This window comes from Micromonospora sp. NPDC049529 (genome assembly GCF_055586685.1).
In genome coordinates, this window is sequence record NZ_JBVJHT010000012.1 from 34,487 (window position 1) to 59,887 (window position 25,401).

The window sequence follows — 25,401 nt, forward strand, 5'->3', positions numbered from 1 at the left end:
CCGGTGGCGTGCAGCACCAGCAGCGGGATGGCGACGAACGAGAACGAGTGCCCGCCGACGGAGAGGGTCTGTACCAGCCAGAAGATGGTGAAGTCGCGGTCACGCCACAGCGACCGGTCCCGCTCCGGCGCGGCGCTCACCCGTCCGACCCCGCCGCCCGCTCCCGCGCGTACGCCTCGACGACCCATTCCTCCACCCGGTCGCGGGTCACGCCGAGGGCGGCGAGGACCCGTGCACCCGGCTCGTCCGGGTCCCGGAGCAGCCCGAGCAGCAGGTGTTCGGTGCCGACGTAGTTGTGTCCCAGGCGCAGCGCCTCCTGGAAGGTCAGGTCGCGTACCCGCCGGGCGCCGGGGGAGAGCACGGGTGGTTCGGGCCGGCCGGGCGCGGGCGGATCGAGGGTCGCCCTGGTCGCCGCCCCGACGGTTCCGGCCGGCACGCCCAGCCCCACCAGCGCCCGTACGGCCAGGCCGTCCGGTTCGTGCAGCAGCCCCAACAGCAGGTGCGCGCCGGTGATCTCCCCGTGTCCGGCGCGGTGGGCTTCGGCCTCCGCCTGCCGTACGACGTGCTGCGCCCGTTCCGTGAACCGGGCGAAGACACCGGGCGGCAGGAGTTCGCCGCTGTCGGCGCGGCCGACCACGAACCGTTTCTGTGCCGCCTGCTTGCTCACCCCCATCCGCCCGCCGATCTCGGTCCAGGACGCCCCGAAGCGGCGCGCTTCGTCGACGAAGTGACCGATCAGGTGGTCGCCGACCTCGTCGAGGTACTCGGCCACCACGGTCGCGTCGGCGAGTTGGCCCAGCACGGGACCGTCGGGGCGTCGGCTGACGACGTACGCGATCAGTTCGTCTAGTCGCGCGGGCGGTTCGCTCATTGGTCAACCGTAGGTTGACGCGGCCCTGTCGTCAACCACCGGTTGACGCTGGCGACCGGCTCACCCTTCGGTCGCCGGATCCCGGACGGTGGCCTCCGATACGATGCGGACGGTGACCGCGAGCGAGACGAACCCCGCCGAACCGGGCCCGGCCCAGCCGCTGCGACGGCGACGCGGCCGGTTCGTCGCGGCGGCGGCCGTCGTGCTGGCGGCCCTGATCGCCGGGCACCGGCTGATCCCGAACATCGCCGGCCTGGGCAGCCTGGTCGACAGCGGCCTGCCCTTCCTCGGCCTGGGCATCCCGGTGCTGGCGCTCGCCGCCCTGCTGCGCCGATCCCGGCTCGCCCTGCTCGCGCTGCTGCTGCCGATCCTGGTCTGGACCCTCATGTTCGGCACCGCCTGGCTGCCCTCCGGCGCCGGTGGGACGGTCGCGTTGCGGGTCGCCAGCCAGAACCTCCGGGTCGGCAACCCGGACCCGGTCGCGACGGTCACCGCACTGGCCACCACCGAGCCCGACCTGATCGGGTTGCAGGAGTTGGCCGGCACCATCGAGGGGTCGGGCGCCGGCGCGCTCCGGGACCGCTACCCGCACCGGGCCGCCGAATCCACCGTCGCCCTCTGGAGCCGGTTCCCGATCCGCGACAGCGCGGGCGTCGACACCGGAATGGGCTGGAACCGGGCCCTGCGGGCGGTGGTCGAGACACCGCAGGGCGACGTCGTGGTCTACGTCGTCCACCTCGGCTCCGCCCGCGCGGGGGACACCGCGACCCGCGACCACACCCTCGGCATGCTGGCCACCGCCCTGCGGCAGGATCCCGCCCAACGGCTGATCGTGCTGGGCGACTTCAACACGGCCAGCACGGACCGGGCCATCTCGCCCCTGACCGACCTGCTCGCCGACGCCCAGGCCGACGCGGGCCGGGGCCTGGGCTTCACCTGGCCGGCCGCGCTGCCGGTCACCCGGCCCGACCACGTCCTCTACCGGGGCCTCACCGCCGCCTCGGCGGGCGTGGTCCGGACCCCGGCCAGCGACCACCGCGCGGTCACCGCCGGTTTCCGCTGATCCCGCGTCTCGCGCCGGCAATCGGTCCTCGACGGCTACCCGTTCACCCGACCGGGCGGATCCCTCCCGTTCTGTCGGGCCGGGCGGATCAGCGCTCGCCGGAGGTCGCCGGGCTGACGGTGAACGTGTGCCGGCCACCGCCGTTGCCGGAGAACGGCCAGAGCCGGTCGGCGGAATCGGCCAGCCGGGCCAACTGCTGCCGGGTGAGCCCGACCGCGGCGATGCTCGCCCGTACGTCGGCTCGGTAGCACCCGTCGGGGTCGCGGCCCAGCCGCGCCTGTGCCCGTACCTGGACCGTGTGCGCCTCGTCGGTGACCGACGTCGCCGCCTCGACCGCGGCATGGTGCAGGCAGGCGGCAAAGGCGGCGGCCAGCAGCTCCTCCGGCGCCAGCCCGTTGCAGTACGGCGCGAGGGGGGAGGCGAGCGCGGTCGACAGCTTTCCGTCCCCGGTACGCAACCGTCCGCCCTCCGCTGTCGCCGTGGCCTCGCGGACCCACGAATCCGACATCGCGTACCCCCTGTCGCTCCTCGCCGGGCTACCCGGCCGACCCGCCGTAAAACACCCCGCGACCGTTCGGCCGGTCGGAATCGAACCGCCCGGCGGCCCCGGCCATCTCGACGGTGGCCCCGGCATCGGCCGATGACTATGGTGTGACGCATGCGTAGCGCCGCCGGCCGAGTCCTCGCCACCCTGGCCGTGATCCTGTCCGGGCTGACCCTGCCGCTGCTGTGGGCCCCGCCCGCCGGGGCCGCGCAGGCGACCCTGCGGCAGAGCGATCCGGCGGCGGACCAGACCGTCGCGCGGCTGCCCGAGGTGATCACGCTGGTGTTCGACGAGGCGCCGTCCTCGGCGAAGATCACCGTCACCGGGCCGGACGGGCGGGACGCCGTGTCGTCACCACCGAACATCCGGGGCGTCGGGGTACGCCAACCGGTCCGGCCGGGCGCCGCCGGTCGCTACACCGTCCGCTACGAGATGTCGCCGGTCACCGGCCCGGCGGCGGCCGGCACCTTCAGTTTCACCGTCACCGAGGCCGGTACGGCACCCGCGCCCGCCGGTGCCGTACCGCCGCCCGCTGCCGTACCGCCGCCCGCCGGCGACCCGACGACCCAGCCGGCGGCTCCCGCCACGACGACCGGCACCGCGCCGGTGCCCGCGACCAGCGGTGCCGCTCCGGGTGCCGTGTCCATCGTCCCCGGCACCGGTACGCCACCGCCCGCGGCCGAGGCCCGCGACGCCGACGGGACCTCCCGTCCGCTGCTGTTCGTGCTCGGCCTGCTGGGTGCCGCCGTCCTCGCCGGCGCGGTCGTGCTCGCCCTGCGGCTGCGCGCCCGCCGCGCCGGCTGACCCTCCGGCCGCTGACCGCCCCGGCCGTCTGCCGATCAGGCCCGGGCGGGTCCGTGCCGGCCCGTGTCGTGTCTCCCGGGGCGCTCCTGTGTGCCGGGATCCGCCGCCGACGTCAAGGGATCGTCAAGAAGGGTCGGCCCGCCGTAGCGGGACCGTCAGGACCGGTCACCGGGGGCGGCCGGCCGCGTTTCCATGGTTCGGTGCGGTCACTCACGGCCGCGATGAACCCGCGATTGAGGAGACGTTCGGTGATCGACGTCGTGTTCGTGCTGCTGACAGTAGGACTGTTCGCGGCCCTCGCCCTCGTGGTCCGGGCGGTGGAGCGGCTGTGAACGTGGTCAACCTCGTCGGTCTGATCGTGTCGGCCGCGCTGGCTGTCTTCCTGGTGGTTGCCCTCCTGTTCCCGGAGCGTTTCTAGATGAGTACGACAACCGCGGGCGTGATCTTCATCGTCGTGCTCGCCGCCGCGCTGGTCGCGGCGTACCGCCCGTTCGGCGACCACATGTACGAGGTGGTCGCCGGCACCAGGCACTCGCGGGTGGAGCGGGGCATCTACCGGCTGATCGGCGTCGACCGGCGGGGTGAGCAGTCCTGGGGCGTGTACGCCCGCAGCGTGCTCGCCTTCTCGCTGGTCTCGATCCTGTTCCTGTACGCGTTCCTGCGTCTGCAGGACAGGCTCTGGCTCTCCCTCGGCCTCGACCCGGTGACCAACCACGTCGCCTGGAACACCGCGGTCTCGTTCGTCACCAACACCAACTGGCAGGCGTACTCGGGTGAGTCGACCATGGGGCACCTGGTGCAGATGGCCGGCCTCGCGGTGCAGAACTTCGTCTCCGCCTCGGTGGGTGTCGCGGTGGCGGTTGCCCTGGTCCGCGGCTTCGCCCGGAGCCGGACCGACCGGCTGGGCAACTTCTGGGTCGACCTGACCCGGATCACGCTGCGGATCCTGCTCCCGATCGCGGTGGTCGGCACGGTCGTGTTCATCGCCGCCGGCATGGTGCAGAACCTGCACGGCGGCACCGACGTGACCACCCTGACCGGCGGCACGCAGACGATCACCGGCGGTCCGGTGGCCAGCCAGGAGGTGATCAAGGAACTCGGCACCAACGGCGGCGGCTTCTACAACACCAACAGCGCCCACCCGTTCGAGAACCCGACCACCTGGACCAACTGGCTCCAGCTCTTCCTGATCTTCCTGATCCCGTTCAGCCTGCCCCGCGTCTTCGGTCGCCTGGTCGGGCAGAACCGGCAGGGCTACGCGATCGTGGCGGTGATGGCGATCCTGGCCATCGCCAGCATCGCCCTGACCAACGCGTTCGAACTGGCCGGCGACGGCACGGTGCCGCACGCGGTCGGGGCCGCGATGGAGGGCAAGGACGTCCGCTTCGGGGTGTCGAACTCGGCCACCTTCGCGGCGGCGACCACGCTCACCTCGACCGGGGCGGTGAACTCGTTCCACGACTCGTACACCGCGCTCGGTGGCATGATGCCGATGGTCAACATGATGCTCGGCGAGGTCGCCCCCGGCGGTGTCGGCGCGGGCCTGTACGGCCTGCTGATCCTCGCCGTGGTCACGGTCTTCGTGGCCGGGCTGATGGTCGGCCGGACCCCGGAGTACCTGGGTAAGAAGATCGGCGCCCGCGAGATCAAGTTCGCCTCGCTCTACTTCCTGATCACACCGACCCTGGTGCTGGCCGGTACGGCGTTGGCGTTCGGCACCGGCAACAACGCCACCGCGCTCAACGTCGGCCCGCACGCCCTCTCCGAGGTCCTGTACGCGTTCACCTCGGCCAGCAACAACAACGGGTCGGCGTTCGGCGGGATCACCGTCAACACCGGTTGGTGGGACACCACGCTCGGGTTGGCGATGCTGCTCGGCCGTTTCCTGCCGATCATCTTCGTGCTCGGCCTGGCCGGGTCGTTGGCCCGGCAGAAACCCGTACCCGCCTCGGAGGGGACGCTGCCGACCCACCGCCCGCTCTTCGTCGGCATGGTCGTCGGCGTGACGGTGATCCTCGTGGCGCTGACCTTCCTGCCCGCGCTCGCGCTCGGCCCGCTGGCCGAGGGCCTGTGACCGACATGTTGAGGAAAGAGAAGATGACTACCACTGCGCTGGCCCCCGCCCCGTCGGGCGGGCCCGGCGATCCGAGCAGTCGGATCGGCGGTGGCCTGCTGGACCCGAAGCAGATGCTGCGCTCCCTGCCGGACGCGGCGCGCAAGCTCGACCCGCGCACGCTCTGGCGCAACCCGGTGATGCTGATCGTCGAGGTCGGCGCCGTGTTCACCACGGTGCTGGCGATCGCCGACCCGACCGTCTTCGCCTGGCTGATCACCGTCTGGCTCTGGCTGACCGTGCTCTTCGCCAACCTGGCCGAGGCGGTCGCCGAGGGGCGCGGCAAGGCGCAGGCGGCCACCCTGCGGCAGGCCAAGAAGGACACCGTCGCGACCCGGCTGACCGGCTGGTCGCCGCACGCCCCGGCCAGCCGGTACTCCGAGGTGGCGGTCGCCGCCACCGAACTGCGTCTCGGTGACATCGTGCTGGTCGACGCCGGGCAGATCATTCCCGGCGACGGCGACGTGGTCGAGGGGATCGCCAGCGTCGACGAGTCGGCCATCACCGGCGAGTCCGCGCCGGTGATCCGCGAGTCCGGCGGCGACCGCAGCGCGGTCACCGGCGGTACGAGGGTGCTCTCCGACCGGATCGTCGTCCGGATCACCCAGAAGCCGGGGCAGAGCTTCATCGACCGGATGATCGCTCTGGTCGAGGGGGCGAACCGGCAGAAGACGCCGAACGAGATCGCGCTCAACATCCTGCTCGCCGCGCTGACCGTCATCTTCCTGCTGTCGGTGGTCACCCTCCAGCCGTTGGCGATCTTCTCCAAGGCGTTCCAGGCCGCCGCGCCGGACACCGCCGCCGTCGATGCCCACGGGGTCACCGGCATCGTGCTGGTGTCACTGCTGGTCTGCCTCATCCCGACCACCATCGGCGCCCTGCTGTCGGCGATCGGCATCGCCGGCATGGACCGCCTGGTGCAGCGCAACGTGCTCGCGATGAGCGGCCGCGCGGTCGAGGCGGCCGGCGACGTCGACACGCTGCTGCTCGACAAGACCGGCACGATCACTCTCGGCAACCGGCAGGCCGCCGAGTTCCTGCCGGTCGAGGGGGTGTCGGCGGACGAGGTCGCGGACGCCGCCCAACTGTCCAGCCTGGCCGACGAGACCCCGGAGGGGCGGTCGGTGGTCGTCCTGGCGAAGAACCGGTACGGCCTGCGGGAGTGGGAGGCCGGCGTGGTGCCGCACGCCACCTTCGTACCGTTCACCGCGCAGACCCGGATGAGCGGCGTCGACCTCGGGGTCGAGGGCGGTGCCGACGGGGTGCGGCAGATCCGCAAGGGCGCCGCCGCGGCGGTCATGAAATGGGTACGCGACAACGGCGGCCACCCGACCGAGCAGGTCGGCGACATCGTCGACGGGATCAGTGGCACCGGCGGTACGCCGCTCGTCGTCGCCGAGCGCGTCGAGGGTCGGCCGGCCCGTGCCCTGGGGGTGATCCATCTCAAGGACGTGGTCAAGAGCGGGATGCGGGAGCGCTTCGACGAGATGCGTCGGATGGGCATCCGTACGGTGATGATCACGGGCGACAACCCGCGTACGGCGAAGGCGATCGCGGACGAGGCCGGGGTGGACAACTTCCTGGCCGAGGCGACGCCGGAGGACAAGCTCGCCCTGATCAGGAAGGAGCAGGAGGGTGGCCGGCTGGTCGCGATGACCGGTGACGGCACCAACGACGCCCCGGCGCTGGCCCAGGCGGACGTCGGCGTGGCGATGAACACCGGCACGTCGGCCGCGAAGGAGGCCGGCAACATGGTCGACCTCGACTCGGACCCGACCAAGCTGATCGAGATCGTCGAGATCGGCAAGCAGTTGCTGATCACCCGTGGCGCCCTGACCACGTTCTCCATCGCCAACGACATCGCGAAGTACTTCGCGATCATCCCGGCCATGTTCGCCGGCATCTACCCCAGCCTGGACACCCTCAACATCATGCGGCTGTCCAGCCCGAACTCGGCGATCCTGTCCGCGGTCATCTTCAACGCGATCGTCATCGTCGCCCTGGTGCCGCTGGCCCTGCGCGGCGTGCGGTACCGGCCGAGCAGCGCCTCGGCCCTGCTCGCCCGCAACCTGTGGCTGTACGGCCTCGGTGGGATCGTGGCCCCGTTCGTCGGCATCAAGATCATCGACCTCATCATCCAGTTCGTCCCGGGGATTTCGTGATGCGTCTACCTTCCTGGCTCGCCCAGCACCTCGCCGCGTTCCGCGCGGTGCTGGTCTTCACCGCCCTGCTCGGTCTGGCCTACCCACTGGCCATGGTCGCGGTCGGGCAGCTACCCGGGCTGAACAGCCGGGCCGAGGGCTCCCTGGTCCGGACCGCCGACGGCACCCCGGTCGGCAGCCGGCTGATCGGCCAGCTCTTCACCGACGCCGACGGCAACCCGGTCCCGCGCTACTTCCAGAGCCGCCCGTCGGCCGCCGGTGACGGCTACGACCCCACCTCGACCAGCGCCAGCAACCTCGGCCCGGAGAGCGTGGTCGACACCCTCGCCGCCAACCCGGACGACGCGACGCAGAGCCTGCTCACCCAGGTCTGCGAGCGCAGCCGGGCGATCGGCGAACTGGAGGGGGTCAGTGGCGCCCGGCCGTACTGCACCCCGGACGGGATCGGCGCCGTGCTGTCGGTGTTCCACCGCGACGGCCTCACCGGACCGGTGACCCGGGCGGTCAGCATCAACCAGGCCTGCCCGGCCACCCCGTTCGTCACCACCTACCAGGGGGTGGCGGTGGAGTGCGCCGAGATCGGCCAGGACTACAGCCACGGGATCGTCACCCCGATCCGGGGCACCGCCCCGGCCGAGCCGGCGGTGCCGGCCGACGCGGTCACCGCCAGCGGCAGCGGCCTCGACCCGAACATCAGCCAGGCGTACGCCCGGCTCCAGGCGCCGAGGGTGGCGCGGCAACGGGGCACCGACGTGGCGACCGTACGGGCGCTGGTGGACCGGTACACCACCGACCGGGCGCTGGGCTTCATGGGCGAGCCGGCGGTGAACGTACTGGAGCTCAACCTCGCCCTGGACCGACAGTTCCCCGGTAACAGCTGACCCCGACCCGGGGCGGCTCCGAGTAAGGATGCGGCAGGATCAACTGGTGGCACGTGGACAACTGCGCATCCATCTCGGGGCCGCCCCCGGCGTGGGCAAGACGTACGCGATGTTGGAGGAGGCGCACCGCCGCGCCGAGCGGGGCACCGACGTGGTGGTCGGATTCGCCGAGACCCACGGCCGCAAGCACACCGCGGCGATGATCGGTGACCTGGAGATCGTGCCGCGCGCGACGATCACCTACCGGGGTGCCGAGTTCACCGAGATGGACCTCGACGCGGTGCTCGCCCGGCGGCCCGAGATCGCGGTGGTGGACGAACTCGCCCACACCAACGTGCCCGGCTCCCGCAACGCCAAGCGCTGGCAGGACGTGCAGGAGCTGCTCGACGCCGGCATCGACGTGCTCTCCACGGTGAACATCCAGCACCTGGAGTCGCTCAACGACGTGGTGGAGCAGATCACCGGCATCACCCAGCGGGAGACCCTGCCCGACGACGTGGTCCGCTCCGCCGAGCAGGTCGAACTGGTCGACATGACCCCGGAGGCGCTGCGCCGACGGATGGCGCACGGCAACATCTACCGGGCCGACAAGATCGATGCCGCGCTCGGCAACTACTTCCGGGTCGGCAACCTCACCGCGCTGCGCGAACTCGCCCTGCTCTGGCTCGCCGACAAGGTCGACGACCAGCTCGACCGTTACCGGGCCGAGCACGACATCGGCGCCACATGGGAGGCGCGGGAGCGGGTAGTGGTGGCCCTGACCGGTGGACCCGAGGGGGAGACCCTGATCCGCCGGGCGGCCCGGGTCGCCGCCCGTACGCCGACCGGTGCCGACCTGCTCGCCGTACACGTCGGTCGCAGCGACGGGCTGACCGGCGTGGACCCGACCCAGTTGGCCCGGCAGCGGGTGCTGGTGGAGAGCCTCGGCGGCACGTACCACCAGGTGGTGGGCGGCGACATCGCCACCGCGTTGCTCGACTTCGCCCGTGGGGTGAACGCCAGTCAGATCGTGCTCGGCGCCAGCCGACGCGGCCGGCTGGCGCAGATCCTCTCCCGTGGCGTCGGGGTCACCACGGTGGCGCTGTCCGGGTCGATCGACGTCCACCTGGTGACCCACGAGCAGATCGGGCACGGCCGCCGCCCACCATCGGTGACCAGTGCGCTGTCCCGGCGCCGCCGGCTGACCGGGTTCGGGTTGGCCGCGATCGGCATCCCGGTGCTGACCGTGCTGCTCCGGCTGCTCGCCGACGACCTCTCCCTGGCCAGCGACATCCTGCTCTTCCTCGGCATGGTGATCGCCGTGGCCCTGGTCGGCGGGCTCTGGCCGGCACTGCTGGCCGCGGTGGTCGCCTCACTGGTGATCAACTACTTCTTCACCGCGCCGCTGCACGCGTTCACCATCGCGCAGCGGGAGAACCTACTCGCCCTGGTCGTGTTCCTACTCGTCGCGGCGGCGGTCAGCGCGGTGGTCGACCTGGCGGCGAGGCGTACCCGGGAGGCGGCGCGGGCCAGCGCTGACGCCCAGACGCTCGCCACGGTCGCCGGCAGCGTGTTGCGTGGCGCCCGACCGCTGACCGCCCTGCTGGAACAGCTCCGGGAGACCTTCGGGCTCACCTCGGTCACCCTGCTGGAGCGGGCCTCCGAGGTGGCGGACGGACCGGACCGCCAGCGCGACCCCAGGGCTTGGCGGGTCGCCGGCAGCGTCGGGCCGGCGCCGTGTCTCACCCCGGCCGGCGGGGACGTCGAGGTACGCGCCGCCGAGAACCTTTCCCTGGTGCTCTGCGGCCGGGTGCTCGCCGCGGCCGACCGGCGGGTGGTGGAGGCGTTCGCCGCCCAGGCCGCGCTCGCCCTGCGGCAGGAGCGGCTGGCCGAGGAGGCGGCGACCGCCCGGCCGCTGGCCGAGGCCGACCGGATGCGTACGGCACTGCTCGCCGCCGTCAGCCACGACCTGCGTACGCCGCTGGCGTCGGCGAAGGCGGCGGTGACCAGCCTGCGCAGCCACGAGGTCGAGTTCGACGAGTCCGACCGCGAGGAACTCCTCGCCACCGCCGACGAGTCGCTCGACCGGCTGACCCGGCTGGTGACGAACCTGCTGGACATGAGCCGGTTGCAGGCCGGCGTGCTCGGGTTGTCGCTGGCGCCGATCGGGCTGGAGGACGCGGTCCCGCCGGTGCTGGACGAGATGGGCGAGCCGGCCCGGCGGGTACGGGTGAGCCTCCCCGCCCACCTGCGGGCGGTGCTGGCCGACCCCGGCCTGCTGGAGCGGGTGCTGGTGAACCTGGTCGCGAACGCGCTGCGGTTCAGCCCGCCGGACCGGCCGCCGTCGGTCTCGGCCAGCGAACACGGCGGGCTGGTCGAGCTGCGGGTCACCGACCACGGTCCCGGCCTGCCGCACGACCAGTGGGAACGGGCCTTCCTGCCGTTCCAGCGGCACGGCGACCGGGACAACCACGCCGGGGTCGGGCTCGGGTTGGCGCTCTCTCGTGGCCTCGCCGAGGCGATGGGCGGCACACTTGTTCCCGAGGACACCCCCGGTGGGGGGCTGACCATGGTGCTCAGCCTGCCGGCGGCCGAAGGAGACAGCACATGAGCGGAGCAGCGGGGGTGCCGGCGTGACCAGGGTGCTGGTGGTCGACGACGAGCCACAGATCCTGCGGGCGTTGCGGATCAACCTGCGGGCCCGACGCTACGAGGTGGCGGTCGCCGCCGACGGGGCCGACGCGCTGCGGCTGGCCGCCAGCCAGCAGCCGGACCTGGTCGTGCTCGACCTCGGCCTGCCGGACATGGACGGGGTGGACGTGATCCGGGGCCTGCGCGGCTGGACCAACGTCCCGATCATCGTGCTCTCCGGCCGGGCCGGCAGTCAGGACAAGGTCCTCGCCCTCGACGCCGGTGCCGACGACTATGTCACCAAGCCGTTCGGGGTGGACGAACTGCTGGCCCGGGTACGGGCGGTGACCCGGCGTACGGCCGGTGCGGGGGAGGCGGTGTCCAGCGCCACCGTCGGTCGCCACACGGTCGACCTGGCGGCCCGGACGGTCCGCTCGGACGACGGACGGGAGGTGCGGCTCACCCCGACCGAGTGGCACCTGCTGGAGATCCTGGTCCGCAATCCGGGCCGACTGGTCAGCCAGCGCCAGTTGCTGCACGACGTGTGGGGGCCGCAGTACCAGTCCGAGACCAACTACCTGCGCCAGTACATGGCCCAGCTGCGCCGGAAGCTGGAGGACGACCCGGCCCGGCCGCGCCACCTGCTGACCGAACCGGGCATGGGTTACCGGTTCCAACCCGAATAGGCGGCGTCGGCGGCGGTGGACCGTGCGGCGGCGGGGCCGTGGGCTCAGTGCACCCGGGCGGCACCGCCCGCGTCGACCCGCGCGGTGATGTCGAGGTGTCTCGGGCGCAGCCCGGAGGTGGCGGCGAACCGGTCCACCGCCGCCTGCACCGATTCGCGCAACGTGGCCAGTGGGGCCTGCGGGGTCACGTACAGCTTGATCCTGATCTCCGGGGCGGGCGGGTCCCCGGTCAGCCAGACCGAGGCCCGGCGGATCTGCGGCTCGCGGACGAGATCGCGTTCGAGTCCGTCGGCCAGGGACGATCCCTGCACGATGGTGACGCCGGGACCGCTACCGTCGTACGACGCCCGGTCGCCGGTGACGGCCCGCAGGTCGTACTCGTCCATCGCCGGGTTGCCAGCCGGACGCAGTTGCCGGCGCAGCAGGGTCCAGCCGAGGTAGGCCAGCAGCAGTCCGAGGGCGATGGTGACGATCGGGCCCCACGGTGAGATGTCCCGGAACACCCCCCGGAACGCCGACCAGATCAGCGGCGCCCGTTCGTCAATTCCCGGCAGGTGGCCGAGGTTCGCCACCGCCGCCGCCGCGCCGAGGGCGGTCAGCAGCAGGCCGATCACCGTCCAGAGCAGCCGGTTGCCGGCGTGGCTCATGTCGTCCTCCGTTCGCGGGCGAGTTCGATGTCGAGCCGGTCGGCCGGTGGCGCGGCCAGCCGGTCGAGTTCCTGGCGGACCGCGTGCTCGACCTGCCCTCGGGCGGACGGGTCACCGACGGCCCGGATTCGGGACGACCACGAGTCGCCGTGCCGGCGTACCCGCGCCTGCGCGTCCCGTACGCCGGGTACCCGGTCGGCGGCGTCGGCGAGCCGGTGCTCCACCGACCGGCGGTGCAGGTGCCACCCGTCGGCGAGCGGTACGGCGAGCCGGTTCGGCGTCCACCGGCGCAGTTGGGTGAGCAGGATCAGCAGGCCCAGTACGCCGACCGCGATCGCGATCGCGAAGATCACCGGGTCGCCGACCGTGGTGGTGGTCAAAGTGTCGAACCAGCCCGTCCGGTCGATCAGCACCGACGGCAGGTCCAGGGCGACCGCCGCCGCCTCGGCCGCGAGCAGCAGGCCGCCGCCGAGCAGGATGACGGCCAGCAGCAGTGACGCCAGCCGGTTGACGATCCGCATGGATCACCTCCGGGGTAACGCGGCGAGTGACGCCAGGTCGACGTCGTCGACGACGACCTCTACCGGCCGGTCCGCGCCGGCCCGTTTCAGCACGTCCCGTACGGCCGCTCCGATCCGTTCACCGAGCGGTCCGATCGGTACCGCCTCGACGGTGACGTGCACCTCGACCAGGTCGTCGGCCAACCGGACCCCGGCGACCTTGCCACCGGCGTACAGGGTGGCCACCTCCACCGGCCCGCCGGTGGCAAGACCGGCCACCCCGTCGACCCCGAGGACGGCGTCGCGTACCGAGGTGGCCAGGGCGATTCGATTGGTACGGTCGCGTTGCTCGGTCATGAGGTCCGCGTACCCGAGCCGCCGCCGCTCGCGCTGCCGCCGCTCTGCTCGCCGTCGACGAACACGTCGTCCACGTTGATGTTCACCTCGATCACGTTCAGGCCGGTCATCGCCTGCACCCGATCGATCACGTTGCGGCGTACCGCGTCGGAGACGTCGACGATGCTCTGGCCGTACCAGGTGACGATGTCCAGGTCCACGGCCGCCTCGCGCTCGCCGACCTCGACTGATACGCCCTGGGTCGACGCCTCCGACCCGCCCGGTACGAGATTGCGCAGTTGTCCGACCCGGCGGGCCATGCCGGAGCCCATCGAGTGCACGCCGGGGATCTCCCGGGCGGCGAAACCGGAGATCTTCGCGACCACGCCCTCGGCGATCCGGGTCTTGCCGGAGTCGGTGGTGAGCTGGGCGCGTGCGGGTTGTCCGGTGCCGGGTTGGATGAGCTGGCTCGGGGATTTGATCTTCTCCCGGCCATCGGTCCGGGTGTCGGTGTCAGCCATCTGCTGCCTCCTGAACTCGTTCCTGGTCCGGGCGTGGCACGACATCCGGGTGCCAACCACGGTCGGGTCCACTGACGCCTCGGCGGCGGGGCGCGCTACGACGTGGGTGCGCTACGACGTGGGCGAACGGCGCCGGTTGGCGTTGGCCCGGTCGGCGAGTCCGGCCACCGACAGGTCGCCGTCGATCACCCGTACGGCGAGCCAGCCGACCAGGCCGGCGAGCACCGCTCCGGCCGCCGCGCCGAAACCGGCGACGGCCCACACCGCCGCGATGAGGAAGCCGATCACGAAACCGAACTGCTGGCGGGACATTGGTTACCTCCCCGGTGGCGGACGGACGGTTCGCCCGTTGCATACACCGGTGACGCCGTTCCGAACCCGGCCGACTCCGTCATTTGAGTGAGCCGGATCACAGGCATTTCCGGGATCGGCAGGTTTAGCGGCTCGCCGAGCCCGCGTTGCCGCCGGGCCGGCTCCCGCCCCCCGGTGCCGCCGCGCCCGACCGTCCCGCCGCGCGCCGACTGGCCACGATGTCGCCCATCGCCGCGACGAGGGCGATGAGGACAAAACCGAGCGCGATGAGCAGCGCGTCCCGGAACGCCCGTGCCCAGCCGTTGTGGGTGGAGGCGAGGGCGTTGAAGAACACCGTGCCGACGCCGGCGATCCCGGCCGCCGAGCCGATCCGCTGACCGGTCTGCAACATGCCCGCCGCCGCACCGCCGCGTTCCACCGGCACCTCGGCCAGGGTGAGGGTCTGGTTCGGGGTGATCACCAGTCCGCTGCCCAGACCGGCGACGAGCAGCGGGGCGGCGGTCGCGTACGGGGCGCCCCGGCCGGGCACGAAGTGCAGCGCCACCATGATGCCGATCAGCCCGATCGCGACCAGGGTCAGCCCGATCGCGACCAGCGGCCGGCCGAACCGGTTGACCAGCCGGCCGCCGAGGATCGCCGAGCTGGCCGAGCCGAGGGCGAACGGGGTCACCGCGAACCCGGCGGCGAGCGCGCTGTAGCGCAGCCCGTTCTGCAGGAACAGGGTGAAGATGAAGAACAGCGCGGTGAAGCCGGCGAAGTAGAGCAGCGCGATCAGGCTCCCCAGGCTGTACGACCGGTGCCCGAACAGGGCGAGGTCGAACAACGGCTCCCCCCGGCGCCGGTAGCGGCGTTCCCAGTAGACGAACCCGGTCAGCACCAGTCCCGCCGCGGGTATCAGCAGCCACTTCAGGAAGCCCTGCCACTGCCGCTCCTCGATCAGCGGCAGCAGCAGCAGCGTCACGCCGAAGCCGAGCAGCAGCACCGCGACCGGGTCGAGGCTCTTCTCCGGGCCGGGGTGGTGCGGTGGCAGCACCCGCCAGCCGAAGATGATGGTGGCGATGCCGACCGGTACGTTCACGAAGAAGACCAGCCGCCAGCCCTCGTGCGTACCCTCCAGCGCGATCAGCAGCCCGCCCAGCAGTGGCCCGATCGCGGTCGAGATGCCGATGACCGAGCCGAGCAGACCGAATGGGCGGCCCCGCTCCGACCCCTGGAACATCTGCTGGATCATGCCGACGACCTGTGGGTTGACGATGCCGGCGGCGGCACCCTGGATCAGTCGCGCGATGATCAGCCATTCCGGTGAGGTGGCCAGACCGGCCGCCGCGCTGGAGAGGGTGAACAGGGCCAAGCCGGCGATGAACACGTTGCGCCGGCCCCGGATGTCGCCGAACCGACCGGCCGCGACGAGGACCAGGCCGAAGGTGAGCGCGTACCCGGAGAGCACCCACTGCAGCTCGCTCGGTGACGCCTTCAGAGCCCGCTCGATCGACGGTACGGCGACGTTGACGATGCTCACGTCGAGCAGCGTCATGAACGCCGCGATCAGACCTACCGCCAGCGCGAGATTGCGCTGGCGGTCCGTCCCGCCCCGGCCGCTACGCGGCTTGATGCGCGCACCACCGGGGGCCGAAGTCGAGGCCGGCCAGCGGGGAGTCCTCCCGGTGCAGCAGGTTCTTCACCGAGAGGTTGTGCAGCGGGGCGGTCAACTGCTCCTCGGCCAGCCCGGATTCGTCGGCGATGGCCGCCGGGTAGGGCACCTGCCCCTTTGCCTCAAGGGCGGTGACCGCCGCGTACACCCGCTCCTCGACGTCCGATAGTTGTACTTGTCGCATGGAAAGCTCCTCCGCTCGACCACACTGTCGGGCACCTCACGACCGGGCGGATACCCCGCCCCCAGCCGATGATTCCCGACCGGCGGGGCGTACATGAGAGGTTTGCCGTCCTTGGCCGGCGGGCCCCCGGGGCCGGGCGGACCTTACCCGGACGGGCCGGAGCCCCGGCATGGTGCCGGGGCTCCGGGTGAACCTGCGACCGGGTGGGACGAAGGCGTCAGAGCGCCAGGGTCCAGGTGTTGATGTACCCGGTGTCGATGGTCGCCGCGTCCTGGACCCGCAGGCGCCAGGTGCCGTTGGCGGGCTCGGTGGAGAGGTTGACCGTGTAGGTCGTGTTGATGTTGTCGGTGCTGCCGCCGGTCCGGTTGTGCAGGACGTAGGCGCTGTTGTCCGGCGCGATCAGGGAGACGACCAGGTCACCCTGGTACGTGTGCACGATGTTGACCGCGACCGTGGCGTTGGTCCGGCCGTTGCGGGCACACCCGGAGATGGTGATCGTGCTCTCCACCGTGGTGTTGTCCGGGATCGCCACGTCGTTGCCGTTGGTCTGGGTGCAACCCGGTGCCCCGTTGATCGTCAGCGAGTACGTGGTCGCCTGGGTGGTGACCGGACCCGTGCCGGTGACGGTCACCGTGTAGGTGCCCGACGGGGTGGCGCTGGTGGTGGCGATGGTCAGGGTGGACGAGCCGCCCGAGGTGACCGTCGCCGGGCTGAACGTCGCGGTCGCCCCGCTGGGCAGGCCGCTCGCGCTCAGCGCCACCGACTGCGCGCTGCCGACGGTGGTGGCGGTGCTGACCGTGGCGGTCACCGACTGGCCCGGGTTGACCGTGCCGGCGGCCGGGGCCACCGCGATCGAGAAGTCCTGGGTCGGCGGGACCACGTTGCCGATGTAGAGCAGCTTGTTCGGCGAACCGGTACCCGGGCTGGTCACCACGCCGTTGGTGGCGTCGTTGACCAGCTTGTCCCGTACCTGCTGCGGTGTGTAGGAGGGGCTGGCCGAGAGCACCAGGGCGGCGGCGCCGACCACGTGCGGGGTGGCCATCGAGGTGCCGCTGATGGTGTTGGTCGCACTGTCGCCGGTGTTCCAGGCCGAGGTGATGGCGCTACCCGGGGCGAAGATGTCCAGGCAGGTGCCGATGTTGGAGTAGGTCGCCTTGGCGTCGTTCGACTCCGTCGCCCCGACCGTGATCCCGTTCGGGGTGCTGGCGGGGGAGACGTTGCAGGCGTTGGAGTTGTACTCGTTACCGGCCGCGAGACCGTAGACCACGCCGTCCGCGATCGACCGGGTCACCGCGTCGTTCACGCCCTGGTCGAAACCGCCGCCGAGGCTCATGTTGGCGACCGCCCGCTCACCCGGGTCGTGGTCCGCGGTCACCCAGTCGATGCCCTGGATGACACCGGCGTAGGTGCCGCTGCCGCCGTTGTCGAGCACCCGGACGCCGACCAGGGTCACGCCCTTGGCCACGCCGTACGCGGTTCCGCCGACGGTGCCGGCGACGTGCGTACCGTGCCCGTTGCCGTCGTCGGCGGAGCCGCCGTCGACCGCGTCGAAGCCGGTGACCGCGCGCCCGCCGAAGTCACTGTGCGAGAACCGGATGCCGGTGTCGATGATGTACGCCCGCACGCCCGCGCCGTTGTTCGGGTAGGTGTAGGAGTTGTTCAGCGGCAGGGCCCGCTGGTCGATCCGGTCCAGGCCCCAGGAGGGGGTCGGGGTCTGGGTGGCGGCGATGCGCACGGTGTGGTTCTGCTGGACGTACTTCACCGACGGGTCGGCGGCGAGCCGCTTGGCGGCGGCCTCGGACAGCTGCACCTCGAAGCCGCGCAGGGCGTGCTGGTAGGTGCGGGCGACGTTGCCGCCGTGTCGCTTGGCCAGGCTCTTGGCGGTGTCGGTGACCTCGGTCTGGGCGACCGAGGCGTCCTTGAACACCACGACGTACGAGCCGGCAACCGCCGTGGCGCCGCCGGCCCGCAGGATCTGCCCTTCGGCGGGTGCGGCGGCGACGGGACTGGCGAACGCGACCGCGGCGGTCGCGGCGGCCGTGACGGCTGCTCCGATGCGCCAGCGGCGCCCGGGTGACCCTGAGGTTGTCATCCCTCGTGCTCCCCTTCCGATGCTCGGTCGGTGGACTCGTGGTCCACCGATCGATGGTTCCGGGTAACTGATTGGGGGAAATGCTAGGGGGAATTCATCGAAATGTAGAGATGTATGATTTGTTTGCCGCGTCGCGTATTCTGAGCTGTTCCGGCCGCGTCGGTCATGCGCGTGTGTCGCCTATGCCGAGGTCAGGCTGCGTGTTTTGTCCTCAAGGGACGAACCTGAGTGGACTAGCTTAATGTCTCACGTTTCAGGGTGAGTAAATGCATTGTCGTGACACATCGGGCGCAGGATCCGAAACAGGGATCGGTGCAAACATAGGCCACCGGCAATCACCATGAAACATCAATGTGCCTCCGGTCGGCGCCGTGGGCCGTTCCTCTAGGCTGCTTCCGTGACCGCATGTGACGTCGCCGTCGTCGGCGCCGGCCCGGCCGGCCTCTCCGCCGCCCACGCCGCCGCTTCGGCCGGAGCCCGTACGATCGTGCTGGAGCGGGCCGAACACCCCCGCTACAAGACCTGCGGAGGCGGGCTGATCGGCACCTCGCTCGCCGCCCTCGGCGGACGGATCGAGGTCCCCGCCGACGACCGCGTGCACAGCGTGACGTTCACCCATGACGGCCGGCGCGAATTCAGCCGCGACCACGGCTCACCACTGGTGCTGATGGTGCGCCGCCCGGAGTTCGACGACCGGCTGCGCCGGGCCGCCGCCGACGCGGGCGCCGAGATCCGGGAACGGGTAGCGGTCCGCGCCATCGACCAGCAGCCGACCGGCGTACGGATCCGCCTCGCCGACGGCACCGAGGTCACCGCGGGGGTGGTGGTCGGCGCGGACGGATCCTCCGGCATCACCGCCCGGCACGTCGGCGTCGAGTACGACCAGGTCGACCTCGGGCTAGAGGTGGAACTGCCGGTCCCGGCGGCGCTGCGGGACCACTGGAAGGGCCGGCTCCTGCTCGACTGGGGCCCGATCCCCGGCTCGTACGCGTGGGTCTTCCCCAAGGGCGACGTGCTCACCGTCGGCGTCATCGCCGAACGCGGCCGGGGCGAGGCAACCCGGCGCTACCTGCGCGACTTCGTCGACCGGCTCGGCCTCGCCGGGATCGAACCGATCCACGACTCCGGACACCTGACCCGCTGCCGCACCGAAACCTCGCCACTGCGCCGGGACCGGGTGCTGGTCGCCGGTGACGCGGCCGGCCTGCTGGAACCGTGGACCCGCGAGGGGATCAGCTTCGCGCTGCGCTCCGGCGCGCTGGCCGGAGCCGCCGCCGCCAGCGGTGACCTCGACGGGTACGTCTCCGCCGTACACGAACAGCTCGGGCCGCCGATGGCCGCCGGCCGTCGGCTGCTCGGGGCGTTCACCCGACACCCCGGCTTCTTCCACGCCCTGGTTGCCACCCGACCCGGTTGGCGGATGTTCGCCCGGTTCTGCCAGGGCGAGGCGTCGTTCCAGCGCACCCTGACCCGGATGCCGGTGCGCGCGGCACTGGCCCTGCTCCGCTCCTGACCGGCGCCCGGACCGGGCGGGACGTCCGGGTTCGGCGGCGACTAGTTCAGCCGGGGCAGCATCGCCGCGACCCGGGTCAGCGGCTCGGCCAGCGCCGGGATCCGGTCCACCCGGTCCAGCCGACCCGGCAGGTGGGTCATCAGCTCGTCCCCGTGCAGGGTCCACGGCGGCACCGACCCGGACACGTGCGCGGCGACGAGGGCGGGGGTGAGCACCCACCGCACCGCCACCGGGTCGCCGACCACCCGGAAGGCCCGGTCGAAGTCCGGGTCGCCGGTCACCGCCGTACCGCCGCCGAGCACCGCGCGCCCGACCGCCGCCGCCGGGCCGCGCGGCGACACCTCGACCGACGGGTACGGGTGCCCCAGGTGCACCACCACGACCACGTACGGGTGGCTGTGGCTGGACGTCGTGCCGACGGTCCCGCCCATGCCGTCGGATCCGGTGCCGGTGTGGGTCTCGGTGTGGTCGTACTCGGCGACGCTCACCCGGTGACCGGCGACCACCCCGGACACGACAACCGTGACACCGGTCCGGTTGCCACCGGGCAGCCTCGCCGCCCAGTCCACCGTCGGCAGCGGCACGTACACCCAGCCGTTGCGGGCGGCCCAGCGCCGCAGCGTGTCCCGGTGTTGTCGTCCCCGCCGTTTGGACAGCACGACGAGGACGACCAGCAGGGCCAGCAGCGCGACCACGACCGCGCAGCCGACCCCGAGCAGGCCCACCCAGAGCCCGTCGGACTCGGCCGGGCTCATCGGCGCCCCGCCGCCGCGAACGACGGCGCCGCCGGGACCAGCGGGCCGAGCACCAGCACGACCGAGCCGCTCGCGATCGTCCCGACCACCGCGTCACCCCGGACCAGTTCGACCATGCCCACCACGAACAGCCCGGCGACCGCGAGCCCGGTCAGCCCGAACGTGCACCAGAGCAGCCACCGCGCACCGTCGGTCACCCCGGCGGCCAGGCGGAGGTTCGCGACCAGCACCGGTCCACAGCCCAGCACCCCGACCCCGAGCGCCACCGCGACCGGGACCAGCACCTCCGCCGGCTCGACGGCGAGCAGGTACCCGACCCCGCCGAGCAGCACCGCGTACGCGATGAGCAGCGCGCCGGTCCCGGTGGCCCGCAGCCGGGCGGCGCGCCGCAACCGGTCACCCTCGGCCGGTCCGGTCATGGCTCCAGGCGCCAGTCCGTGCCGTCGGCGACCGCCGGTGCCGGGTCCCGCAGGGTGCCGTCGGAGATCCTGTCGGCGGCCGAGACCGGCCAGCGGTGACCGTCGAACGCCAGCCACTCGTTGACCCGGTCCCGGAGATTGCCCTCCTGGACCGCGGTCACCCCGAGCAGGGTGCCGGTCCCCGCCGCCAGCGCGGTCAGGAACACCAGACACGCGGCGATCGCGATGAACGGCCCGGCCGGGGCGCCGAACACCGTCGCGGTCGACGCGGCGGCACCGATCAGACCGCCCACCAGCGCGGTGATCGCCACCAGGATCGAGCCCCACCAGACCACGATCGCCGCCGCGGTCGCGGTCAGCGCACCGTGGATGGCGTCGGCGAAGTCCTTCTTGATCGAGGTGATCGCCTTGAGCTGCGCACCCAGCATCCGCTTGTACGCGTCCGCCGCCGGCCCCTTCCACTCGTCCAGGATCGCCGACTTGTCCGGGTCGGCCGCCCCGGCGAGCGCGCTGACCGGCGACCCCACGTCGTCCGCCCAGGCGTTGCCGACCCGCAGCAGCGCCGGTGGCCACCCCGGCTTCGCGACGTACCTGTCCAACTCCGCGTAGATCTTGTTGATCAGCGCGACGAACCGCTCGGTCGAGTCACGGATCCCGTCGCCGACGAAACCGGGCACCTTCGACAGCACCCGGTTGACATTGTCGACGATCTCCCCGGTCTTCTGCTGTACGCGTCTCAGGGCGGCCTCGAACTCCTCGATCAGTTCGCGGAACTCCTGCTCACCGGGGCTCGGCGTCACCGCACACCGTCCTTGTCTGCTGTTCGTGCCTGGCTCGTCGTCAGTAGATTCCGCGCATCCGGTGCACCGCGTCCCGCTCGTCGGCGGCGTACCCGTCGGCGGCGGTGCGCAGCGCCGACCCGATCGCGTCGAAGTTGGCGGCACCCTCCCGCAGCAGCCGCGCCAGCTTCTCCTGCAACTCGCCGTACGTCTCCACCAGACCGGTGAGCGACGCCACGCCGGACAGCTCGAACGGGCCCAGGCTCTGCGCCGAGGCCGACTTCGACGCGGCGTCCATCGTGTCGGCGTGCCGACCCCACGACTGGGCACCGTCGTACAGCGCGGCGATCGACGCCTCGATCTGCTCTTTGCTCGGTGGCACGGTCTTACCTCACAATCGCTGGCCGGGCCGGCTCGCCGGGGTCGTCGGCGAGGGCCGACCGCCGGACGGACGAACTGGTGGGATCGGTCACGACGGGTGCAGCCCGAGTCGCCGGGCGAGTTCGAGCGGGTCCCCGGACAGTCGACCCAACGACCCGATCCGACTGTCGGCGACCAGAGCCTGCACGCTGTGCCGGCCGGCGACCGCGTACGCCGCCTCGAACGCCGCCAGGGTCGCCCGGCCGATGTTGACCTCGTGCGTGGCGTGGAGCCACCGGGCGTCGTACTCGACGGCGACCGGGGCGCCGGCACCGGTGACCCGTACGGTCACCTGCCGGGCCGGGTCCTGCCCGTCGTACGAGCGGTTCTGCTGGTCGGCGACCTGCCGGGACAGGACGTCGAGATCGGCGTCAAGATCCCGCAGCATCCGCACCATCTGCCGCATCGCCTCGATGGTCGCCTCCTGGTCCGGTCGTGCCGACAACGACGCCACCAGTTCGTCGACCGACCGGCGACCCGCCGACGGTGCCGGCGACGGGTCCGGGATCGCCTCGGCGGCCTCGTCCGGCGCCGTGAGCCCTTCGCTGAGCCGCGCGTCGAGGTCCCGCAGCCGCTCCAGCGCCGCCGCGTCGACCGCGGCCCGTACGGCCTCGCCGAGTCCGACGGCACCGCCGATCCGGCGCCAGCCCTGGGCCACCCGGACGTGTCGTACCCGGCCGTCGCCGTCGAGTTGGACGCTCACCACGTCGGCCGGGTCGCTGCCCGGGTAGCGGGCCGACGGGTCAGCCGCCGCGCCCACCCGCCGGGCGAGGTCGTCGGCCTCGGCCCACAGTCGTCCGAAGTCCGGATCGGTGTCCCCGTTCACCCCGCGCACCTTCCGCTTCCTCCCCCTGGCACCAGTGCACCCTAGCGGCAGACCAGCTCCGGGCACCGCCCGTCACGGGGTGCGTTTTCGACTCCGCCGACCGGAGGTGGACATCCGGACGGGGTCGGCGAGAAAGCCGGTGAGTGCGGCCCGCCACTGATCCGGGCTGTCCAGGCGCAGATCGTGGCCGGCGCCCGGCACCTCGACCGGGGTGACCAGCGGATGTCGTCGGATGCGGTCGTACTCCTCATCGGACATGAAGCCCAGCTCACGTGGTGGGTGCCGGTCAGCCAGGCGACGGTCGCCGACCACTCGCCGGCGTAGCCGCAGAGGCCGGGCAGGAGCAGGACCGGCGGGCCGGCACCGCCGAGGTCGTGCAGCGCCAGCCGGGTGCCGTCCGCGGCACGAAACTCACCCATGGGTACGGAACCCTACCGACCGGCCACCCCGCTTCGGTACGCGCGACGTCCGGTGGGGCAGCGGTGTCCGACACCCGCCGCCCCACCCGACGTGTACGCCGACCGGCGCGCACGCTCGGGGCACGCCCAGCCTGGGTCAGCTCGGGAACTCCACCGGCACGCCCTCGCGCACCAGGCGCCAGTTCGGTACGAAGAAGTCGGCCGGGTCGATCGTGCCCTTCGCCTGCGCCCAGTCGATCAGCAGCTGGCGGATCTCCTGCTGCTGGTTGTAGATCTGGGTCTTCACGATGCCGGGGAAGTTGCCGCCGCCGCTGCGCCGGTAGTTGTTCACCGCGATCACGAACTGGTCGCCGTCGGCGACCGGGGTGCCCGTACCGGGGTGGACCAGGCGGGTGATCCGCTGACCGACCGGGCGGCTGATGTCGATGTCGTAGTCGACGCCGGAGATGGTGTCGTAGTTGTAGTCCGGCACCGACGGGTCGCTGATCGTCGCCGGGTCGACCGGGGCACCCGGACCCAGCGTCCGGAAGTACTTCGCCGAGAACTCCAGGTACGCCTTCACCTCGGCGCCGCTGATCAGCACGGCTTCGAGGGTGTTGTCGTAGATGTAGAGCCCGGCCACGTCCTTGATCTTCACGTCACCGGCCGGGAACACCGCCGTACGACTGAACGGGGCGGCGATCGACAGCACCGGCAGACTCGCGTACGCGGTGCCGACCAGGGCGGCGCCGACCACGTCGGTCTGCACCTTGTTGATGTAGTCGAGGATCGGGGTGTCCTTGTACCGGGACTCGGTCGCCGGCAGGGCGACGGCGGAGGTGGCCACCACCTGGTTCACGTACGCGACCGTCTTGTTGTGCTGCGCGCGTACCGCTGCCAGCACCTTCGGGTCCTCGACCACGGTGTTGGTGTTCAGCATGGTGGCGTGCTTGCTGGTGATCTTCCAGTGGTTGCGTTCCCGGGTGAGCGTGAAGTCCATCCGGGTCAGCCGCTGACCCCACCGTGACGGCTCCGACGTCAACACCTGCACACCGGTGGCGGTGTTGGTGACGAACCGCTCCACCACCTCGTTGTGCGCGTGGCCGAACAGGATCGCGTCGATGCCGGGGACCTGCTGGGCGATCAGCGCGACCGGGTTCTCGTTCGGCAGTTCCGGGCCGTAGCTCGACGTACCGTTGTCGCCACCGTGCGCGGAGATCAGCACGATGTCGGCGCCGCGCTGGCGCATGATCGGCACGTACTTCGCGGCGGTCGCGATCATGTCCTCGAACCGGAGCTTGCCCTCGACGTTGCCCTTGTCCCAGATGGCCGTGCCGGGGTTGGTCAGACCGAGGATGCCGACCCGCAGCGCCGGTGCGCCCGCGCCGAGGTCGACCTTCTTGATGACGTACGGCGTGTACGCCGGCTTGCCGGTACGCGCGTTGACCGCGTTGGCGGCCAGGGCCGGGAAGCCGAGCTGCCGGATCCAGAGGTCGAGCAGGGGCAGACCATAGTTGAACTCGTGGTTGCCCAGGGTCACGGCGTCGTAGTCGAGGATGTTCATCGCCCGCGCCATCGGGTGCTTCTCACCGGTCGACGTGATCGGCTCCTGCTTGGCGTAGTACGTCGCCAGTGAGGTGCCCTGGATCGTGTCCCCGGCGTCCAGCACCAGAGTCGCCTTGCCCCGGCGCTCCCTGCGGATCTGGTTGACCAGGGTGGTCAGCTTCGCCACCCCGATGTCGTTGTGCGCGCTGTCGTCGTACTCGGCGTCCTTGTAGTAGTCCCAGTTGTAGACGTTACCGTGAGTGTCCGAAGTACCCAGGACGGTGAGGTCCCAGCTCTTCGGCTTCGTGGGCCGGTGCGCCTGCGCCGGGGTGGCGGCGACCAGCGGCGCGGCTGCGGCGGCAGCCGCGGCGGCAACCAGAAGCTGGCGGCGGGACGGGCCGGAGGGAGAGGTCATTACGCGCCTTTCCAATGACAGTGGGTGTCGCCTCGTGGGCGTCGTCGGCACGATAACCACCCGCCCGGAACCGCGCCAGTCCAGCGGCGAAGTCGACACGTTCCGGCCATCGGCCGCACACTCCGGCGAAACCGGGGCGGTTCGATCGGGATCGGTCGGAGGTTGACGTGACGGCCTACCTTTCGGTCGTGTCGGATGTCGTCGCTCCCGTCCTGGCCGCGATCCTCGCGGCAACCGTCGCGTTCGGCACACCCCTCCGGCTCCGGCGACCGGATCCTCCCGCGATCCGGGCCGAGGTCCGCAGGCGGTGGTGGCTCTACCCCCGGCCCGGCGACACCGTACGCAGCCGGTGAG

The 25,401-nt window shown here is 71.8% G+C and carries 27 protein-coding genes; 10 read left to right on the forward strand and 17 right to left on the reverse strand.

Annotation, left to right across the window (positions count from 1 at the left end; genetic code table 11):
* Positions 1-136: 136 nt before the first annotated feature.
* Complete coding sequence (locus ACZ6QQ_RS21785; RefSeq protein WP_465878518.1) at positions 137-871, reverse strand: Clp protease N-terminal domain-containing protein; 735 nt, start codon at positions 869-871, stop codon at positions 137-139.
* A 112-nt stretch (positions 872-983) separates the two neighbouring features.
* Here ACZ6QQ_RS21785 and ACZ6QQ_RS21790 point away from each other — a divergent pair, with 112 nt between their 5' ends.
* Positions 984-1,934: an endonuclease/exonuclease/phosphatase family protein gene (locus tag ACZ6QQ_RS21790; protein WP_465878520.1), complete on the forward strand. Its 951-nt coding sequence runs from the start codon at positions 984-986 to the stop codon at positions 1,932-1,934.
* Positions 1,935-2,022: 88 nt separating this feature from the next.
* Here the strand turns inward: ACZ6QQ_RS21790 and ACZ6QQ_RS21795 are convergent, their stop codons facing one another.
* Positions 2,023-2,442, reverse strand: coding sequence for an OsmC family protein (locus ACZ6QQ_RS21795; protein ID WP_465878522.1), 420 nt, complete (start codon positions 2,440-2,442; stop codon positions 2,023-2,025).
* 150 nt (positions 2,443-2,592) lie between these two features.
* On the opposite strand from ACZ6QQ_RS21795, the gene ACZ6QQ_RS21800 reads away from it, so the two are divergent.
* From ACZ6QQ_RS21800 to ACZ6QQ_RS21830, 7 genes are all read left to right on the forward strand, one after another.
* Positions 2,593-3,282 (forward strand): copper resistance CopC family protein, encoded by a 690-nt coding sequence (locus ACZ6QQ_RS21800; protein ID WP_465878524.1) that lies wholly within the window; start codon positions 2,593-2,595, stop codon positions 3,280-3,282.
* A gap of 328 nt (positions 3,283-3,610) precedes the next feature.
* Positions 3,611-3,700, forward strand: a complete 90-nt coding sequence (gene kdpF / locus ACZ6QQ_RS21805) for a K(+)-transporting ATPase subunit F (RefSeq protein ID WP_363595107.1) — start codon at positions 3,611-3,613, stop codon at positions 3,698-3,700.
* A complete protein-coding gene (kdpA, locus tag ACZ6QQ_RS21810; RefSeq protein ID WP_465878527.1) occupies positions 3,701-5,356 on the forward strand; it encodes a potassium-transporting ATPase subunit KdpA in 1,656 nt (551 codons plus the stop codon). It abuts the gene before it with no gap.
* Between the two features lie 23 nt (positions 5,357-5,379).
* Positions 5,380-7,557, forward strand: coding sequence for a potassium-transporting ATPase subunit KdpB (kdpB, locus tag ACZ6QQ_RS21815; RefSeq protein WP_465878528.1), 2,178 nt, complete (start codon positions 5,380-5,382; stop codon positions 7,555-7,557).
* On the forward strand, positions 7,557-8,438 hold the full coding sequence (locus ACZ6QQ_RS21820) for a potassium-transporting ATPase subunit C (RefSeq protein WP_465878530.1): 882 nt from the start codon (positions 7,557-7,559) through the stop codon (positions 8,436-8,438). The genes kdpB and ACZ6QQ_RS21820 overlap by 1 nt, the downstream gene beginning before the upstream one ends.
* A 46-nt stretch (positions 8,439-8,484) precedes the next feature.
* Positions 8,485-11,028 carry a sensor histidine kinase gene (locus tag ACZ6QQ_RS21825; protein WP_465878531.1) on the forward strand — a complete coding sequence of 848 codons (2,544 nt, stop codon included), beginning with the start codon at positions 8,485-8,487 and terminating at the stop codon, positions 11,026-11,028.
* A gap of 22 nt (positions 11,029-11,050) precedes the next feature.
* Positions 11,051-11,734: a response regulator gene (locus tag ACZ6QQ_RS21830; RefSeq protein ID WP_465878533.1), complete on the forward strand. Its 684-nt coding sequence runs from the start codon at positions 11,051-11,053 to the stop codon at positions 11,732-11,734.
* 44 nt (positions 11,735-11,778) lie between these two features.
* On the opposite strand, the gene ACZ6QQ_RS21835 is transcribed toward ACZ6QQ_RS21830, so the two are convergent.
* From ACZ6QQ_RS21835 to ACZ6QQ_RS21870, 8 genes are all read right to left on the reverse strand, one after another.
* On the reverse strand, positions 11,779-12,381 hold the full coding sequence (locus ACZ6QQ_RS21835) for a hypothetical protein (protein WP_465878534.1): 603 nt from the start codon (positions 12,379-12,381) through the stop codon (positions 11,779-11,781).
* Positions 12,378-12,902: a hypothetical protein gene (locus ACZ6QQ_RS21840; RefSeq protein ID WP_465878535.1), complete on the reverse strand. Its 525-nt coding sequence runs from the start codon at positions 12,900-12,902 to the stop codon at positions 12,378-12,380. The genes ACZ6QQ_RS21835 and ACZ6QQ_RS21840 overlap by 4 nt, the downstream gene beginning before the upstream one ends.
* Positions 12,903-12,905: 3 nt before the next feature.
* Positions 12,906-13,238: a hypothetical protein gene (locus ACZ6QQ_RS21845; protein WP_465878536.1), complete on the reverse strand. Its 333-nt coding sequence runs from the start codon at positions 13,236-13,238 to the stop codon at positions 12,906-12,908.
* On the reverse strand, positions 13,235-13,738 hold the full coding sequence (locus tag ACZ6QQ_RS21850; RefSeq protein ID WP_465878538.1) for an Asp23/Gls24 family envelope stress response protein: 504 nt from the start codon (positions 13,736-13,738) through the stop codon (positions 13,235-13,237). The genes ACZ6QQ_RS21845 and ACZ6QQ_RS21850 overlap by 4 nt, the downstream gene beginning before the upstream one ends.
* Before the next feature lie 111 nt (positions 13,739-13,849).
* A complete protein-coding gene (locus ACZ6QQ_RS21855; RefSeq protein ID WP_465878540.1) occupies positions 13,850-14,050 on the reverse strand; it encodes a hypothetical protein in 201 nt (66 codons plus the stop codon).
* 124 nt (positions 14,051-14,174) lie between these two features.
* The gene (locus ACZ6QQ_RS21860) at positions 14,175-15,662 is read right to left on the reverse strand and encodes an MFS transporter (protein ID WP_465878934.1); all 1,488 of its coding nucleotides are present in this window, start codon (positions 15,660-15,662) and stop codon (positions 14,175-14,177) included.
* A complete protein-coding gene (locus ACZ6QQ_RS21865; protein ID WP_329110428.1) occupies positions 15,649-15,885 on the reverse strand; it encodes a hypothetical protein in 237 nt (78 codons plus the stop codon). The genes ACZ6QQ_RS21860 and ACZ6QQ_RS21865 overlap by 14 nt, the downstream gene beginning before the upstream one ends.
* Positions 15,886-16,102: 217 nt before the next feature.
* Entirely contained in the window at positions 16,103-17,977 is a 1,875-nt protein-coding gene (locus tag ACZ6QQ_RS21870; protein WP_465878542.1) for a S8 family peptidase, read from the reverse strand.
* Positions 17,978-18,374: 397 nt separating this feature from the next.
* Here ACZ6QQ_RS21870 and ACZ6QQ_RS21875 point away from each other — a divergent pair, with 397 nt between their 5' ends.
* Complete coding sequence (locus tag ACZ6QQ_RS21875) at positions 18,375-19,490, forward strand: geranylgeranyl reductase family protein (RefSeq protein WP_465878544.1); 1,116 nt, start codon at positions 18,375-18,377, stop codon at positions 19,488-19,490.
* A gap of 41 nt (positions 19,491-19,531) precedes the next feature.
* Here ACZ6QQ_RS21875 and ACZ6QQ_RS21880 read toward each other — a convergent pair whose 3' ends face one another.
* The 7 genes from ACZ6QQ_RS21880 to ACZ6QQ_RS21910 all read right to left on the reverse strand — a co-directional run bounded on the left by ACZ6QQ_RS21880 (position 19,532) and on the right by ACZ6QQ_RS21910 (position 25,047).
* Positions 19,532-20,245 carry a hypothetical protein gene (locus tag ACZ6QQ_RS21880; RefSeq protein WP_465878545.1) on the reverse strand — a complete coding sequence of 238 codons (714 nt, stop codon included), beginning with the start codon at positions 20,243-20,245 and terminating at the stop codon, positions 19,532-19,534.
* Complete coding sequence (locus tag ACZ6QQ_RS21885) at positions 20,242-20,664, reverse strand: hypothetical protein (RefSeq protein ID WP_465878548.1); 423 nt, start codon at positions 20,662-20,664, stop codon at positions 20,242-20,244. The genes ACZ6QQ_RS21880 and ACZ6QQ_RS21885 overlap by 4 nt, the downstream gene beginning before the upstream one ends.
* Positions 20,661-21,464: a hypothetical protein gene (locus tag ACZ6QQ_RS21890; protein WP_465878549.1), complete on the reverse strand. Its 804-nt coding sequence runs from the start codon at positions 21,462-21,464 to the stop codon at positions 20,661-20,663. The genes ACZ6QQ_RS21885 and ACZ6QQ_RS21890 overlap by 4 nt, the downstream gene beginning before the upstream one ends.
* A 40-nt stretch (positions 21,465-21,504) precedes the next feature.
* Complete coding sequence (locus ACZ6QQ_RS21895) at positions 21,505-21,825, reverse strand: hypothetical protein (protein ID WP_465878550.1); 321 nt, start codon at positions 21,823-21,825, stop codon at positions 21,505-21,507.
* Positions 21,826-21,912: 87 nt separating this feature from the next.
* Positions 21,913-22,689: a hypothetical protein gene (locus ACZ6QQ_RS21900; RefSeq protein ID WP_465878552.1), complete on the reverse strand. Its 777-nt coding sequence runs from the start codon at positions 22,687-22,689 to the stop codon at positions 21,913-21,915.
* Positions 22,690-22,761: 72 nt separating this feature from the next.
* Positions 22,762-22,947, reverse strand: a complete 186-nt coding sequence (locus tag ACZ6QQ_RS21905; RefSeq protein WP_465878555.1) for a hypothetical protein — start codon at positions 22,945-22,947, stop codon at positions 22,762-22,764.
* A gap of 297 nt (positions 22,948-23,244) precedes the next feature.
* A complete protein-coding gene (locus tag ACZ6QQ_RS21910; RefSeq protein ID WP_465878557.1) occupies positions 23,245-25,047 on the reverse strand; it encodes a bifunctional metallophosphatase/5'-nucleotidase in 1,803 nt (600 codons plus the stop codon).
* Positions 25,048-25,235: 188 nt separating this feature from the next.
* Between ACZ6QQ_RS21910 and ACZ6QQ_RS21915 the strand changes: the two genes are divergently transcribed.
* Positions 25,236-25,400, forward strand: a complete 165-nt coding sequence (locus tag ACZ6QQ_RS21915) for a hypothetical protein (protein WP_465878559.1) — start codon at positions 25,236-25,238, stop codon at positions 25,398-25,400.
* Position 25,401 lies beyond the last annotated feature (1 nt).

Bases quoted from the DNA above. Each gene is read 5' to 3' on its own strand.
- ACZ6QQ_RS21785 (WP_465878518.1), bottom strand. From the start codon at position 871: ATGAGCGAACCGCCCGCGCGACTAGACGAACTGATCGCGTACGTCGTC.
- ACZ6QQ_RS21795 (WP_465878522.1), bottom strand. From the start codon at position 2,442: ATGTCGGATTCGTGGGTCCGCGAGGCCACGGCGACAGCGGAGGGCGGA.
- ACZ6QQ_RS21800 (WP_465878524.1), top strand. From the start codon at position 2,593: ATGCGTAGCGCCGCCGGCCGAGTCCTCGCCACCCTGGCCGTGATCCTG.
- kdpA (WP_465878527.1), top strand. From the start codon at position 3,701: ATGAGTACGACAACCGCGGGCGTGATCTTCATCGTCGTGCTCGCCGCC.
- kdpB (WP_465878528.1), top strand. From the start codon at position 5,380: ATGACTACCACTGCGCTGGCCCCCGCCCCGTCGGGCGGGCCCGGCGAT.
- ACZ6QQ_RS21820 (WP_465878530.1), top strand. From the start codon at position 7,557: ATGCGTCTACCTTCCTGGCTCGCCCAGCACCTCGCCGCGTTCCGCGCG.
- ACZ6QQ_RS21835 (WP_465878534.1), bottom strand. From the start codon at position 12,381: ATGAGCCACGCCGGCAACCGGCTGCTCTGGACGGTGATCGGCCTGCTG.
- ACZ6QQ_RS21840 (WP_465878535.1), bottom strand. From the start codon at position 12,902: ATGCGGATCGTCAACCGGCTGGCGTCACTGCTGCTGGCCGTCATCCTG.
- ACZ6QQ_RS21845 (WP_465878536.1), bottom strand. From the start codon at position 13,238: ATGACCGAGCAACGCGACCGTACCAATCGAATCGCCCTGGCCACCTCG.
- ACZ6QQ_RS21850 (WP_465878538.1), bottom strand. From the start codon at position 13,738: ATGGCTGACACCGACACCCGGACCGATGGCCGGGAGAAGATCAAATCC.
- ACZ6QQ_RS21855 (WP_465878540.1), bottom strand. From the start codon at position 14,050: ATGTCCCGCCAGCAGTTCGGTTTCGTGATCGGCTTCCTCATCGCGGCG.
- ACZ6QQ_RS21865 (WP_329110428.1), bottom strand. From the start codon at position 15,885: ATGCGACAAGTACAACTATCGGACGTCGAGGAGCGGGTGTACGCGGCG.
- ACZ6QQ_RS21870 (WP_465878542.1), bottom strand. From the start codon at position 17,977: ATGACAACCTCAGGGTCACCCGGGCGCCGCTGGCGCATCGGAGCAGCC.
- ACZ6QQ_RS21880 (WP_465878545.1), bottom strand. From the start codon at position 20,245: ATGAGCCCGGCCGAGTCCGACGGGCTCTGGGTGGGCCTGCTCGGGGTC.
- ACZ6QQ_RS21885 (WP_465878548.1), bottom strand. From the start codon at position 20,664: ATGACCGGACCGGCCGAGGGTGACCGGTTGCGGCGCGCCGCCCGGCTG.
- ACZ6QQ_RS21905 (WP_465878555.1), bottom strand. From the start codon at position 22,947: ATGTCCGATGAGGAGTACGACCGCATCCGACGACATCCGCTGGTCACC.
- ACZ6QQ_RS21910 (WP_465878557.1), bottom strand. From the start codon at position 25,047: ATGACCTCTCCCTCCGGCCCGTCCCGCCGCCAGCTTCTGGTTGCCGCC.